Below are 1,947 nucleotides of genomic sequence, written 5' to 3'. Positions count from 1 at the left end.
TAGCCTCATTACGCACCAATCCGGACAGCGGCTGAATCAGGCGACTGATTCAGTCGCCTCATTCTGACTACTACGTGTCAGCAACTGGTCTCTTGAGCCAGAGTGGACAACTAGCGATTTTATACGAGTAAACGGAAGACCAAGCTTATGATCATCACATTCTATAGACGTAGTAATGTTTTGCTCACGACGAGACGTTATTAAATCTCTCTCACTACTTGGGCTTGCTGGACTCAGTGGGTGTGCTTCTAAAGCATCTAATAGCGGAGTCAGATTGACGAAGATCCGATTAGTGAATTTCAAAGAATTTGAAGACGTAACTGTAGGGGTCATTGTGGAATATAACCAAGAGGAACTTCTGAAGCAGGTCTACAATGTAAAGCATAAAGACGGTCCAATAGCCAGACCAGTGACCATCACTGATCTTCCCCAAGAACCAGGGAAATATCTGTTGAAGATACACTATAAAGACGCAAATACGAAGAGCTCACTGGAGATTACGAGACCGACATACGATAAATGCTCATATGTCGATATATTCCTTCACGATGACGGCAACATAGGGATGTACGTGAACAAATGCGGTGAGTGAGAACCCCTGGACCTTCCAAAAATCCGTGTACGTGACAACTAATTCCTATAATCCAGACAGGTTGAGAATCGTCGCACATAGATCGCGATAGGGATCCCGGGGCCGTCGCACTGCCGCTTATACTGCCCACAGGAAGTCAATCGCCCAAATTGGCCAAATTCAACAAATCGAACTCACTGCCGTCGCACGTTCTACGTCGGTTATCAAATCAATCGTGCATTTAGAAACGCGTCGAAATCCCAAAACACAGACTATTTTCCCTACGGTCTTAATTAATACCTGATATACGACCGCGGATTCTATGCCACTGATCGCGCGACGACGGGGCCCGTGAAGAACGGTTGCCCATCTCTCAAATCACCCGTGCAATTGGCCGGTCGAATCCCTGATCCGAGTTATTCGGCCGTCTTGAATCCCTCACGCGGTGATCGGTTTCAACCAACGAGCTAGGAGTACCTGCTGATAGTGACCATCTACTGGCTCACAGCTTCAGTACACCCGTACATTGATTACGTCAGCACACCAAGTACAGCGTATGCCCGTTCGTATCGAGGAGTTCGAAGCCGGGGACCTCCCAAGTGGCCCAAGCGTGCCTCAACAGGTACTTGGCTATCTCTATACAAACCGGGACAAAGCGTTCACCCGGTCGGAAATCGCTACTAGTATTGACGAAGATCCGAACACAGTTGGGACAGCCCTCTCACGGTTGAAACAGCGTGAACTCGTCCGACACAGAGGAGAGTACTGGGCAATGACGGACGATCTTGATCGTGTTGCAGACGCGTATGCTCTCCACACGATCACGGAACGGCTCAATCAAGACGACGGAGCGATCGAACCTGACGAGTGGGACGCAGTCGCTCCGGACGAACCGCATCCAAGTGAGAGAGACGAATAGATGCAACCGGAACGTGGCGATGTGGTTCGAAGTTCAGACCCGTTCAAACTGGGCGAAGATAGTCAACGACCGTGGCTCATCGTCAACAACGAGTCGCATCCGTTCGGCGACGAGCAGTACGTGGCTGTCGCTATCTCGACGAAAGAGTACGGTGATTCGATTCCCCTAGAGTCAGCTGTCTGGAAAACAGGTGGTGTACCGTACGAATCGTTCGTCTCTCCATGGGCGGTCCACTCCCCTCGTATCGAAGATCTGGTGGCGTGGCAGGGCCGAGTCACGAAGGAATTCGTCGATCACGTCGTCGATTCGCTTGAGACGTATCTTCGATGACGGGACAGTCGCTAGTTGTCCACTCTGGCTCAGGAGTCCAGCAGCTGATACGTAGTCCTGAGTGAAGCGGGTGAATCAGGAACCTGATTCATCCGCTGTCCGGATACGCACCTGGTGAACCTTCCAA

3 protein-coding genes are annotated in these 1,947 nt (G+C 50.6%); all 3 read left to right on the top strand.

Annotated features, from left to right (window positions below):
• Positions 1–292: 292 nt before the first annotated feature.
• The 3 genes from ACR3FF_RS26875 (at position 293) to ACR3FF_RS26865 (ending at position 1,820) form a co-directional block, all read left to right on the top strand.
• The gene (locus ACR3FF_RS26875) at positions 293–592 is read left to right on the top strand and encodes a hypothetical protein (protein WP_458191129.1); all 300 of its coding nucleotides are present in this window, start codon (positions 293–295) and stop codon (positions 590–592) included.
• 535 nt (positions 593–1,127) lie between these two features.
• Positions 1,128–1,490 (top strand): hypothetical protein, encoded by a 363-nt coding sequence (locus ACR3FF_RS26870; protein WP_458191127.1) that lies wholly within the window; start codon positions 1,128–1,130, stop codon positions 1,488–1,490.
• Complete coding sequence (locus tag ACR3FF_RS26865) at positions 1,491–1,820, top strand: hypothetical protein (protein WP_458191126.1); 330 nt, start codon at positions 1,491–1,493, stop codon at positions 1,818–1,820.
• The last annotated feature ends 127 nt before the right edge of the window (positions 1,821–1,947 follow it).

The sequence above is a fragment of the Haladaptatus ordinarius genome (assembly GCF_054177595.1).
The sequence above is the reverse complement of the archived record's forward strand: the minus strand, read 5'-3'. Positions and strand labels throughout refer to the sequence as shown.

Bases quoted from the DNA above. Each gene is read 5' to 3' on its own strand.
- ACR3FF_RS26870 (WP_458191127.1), top strand. From the start codon at position 1,128: ATGCCCGTTCGTATCGAGGAGTTCGAAGCCGGGGACCTCCCAAGTGGC.
- ACR3FF_RS26865 (WP_458191126.1), top strand. From the start codon at position 1,491: ATGCAACCGGAACGTGGCGATGTGGTTCGAAGTTCAGACCCGTTCAAA.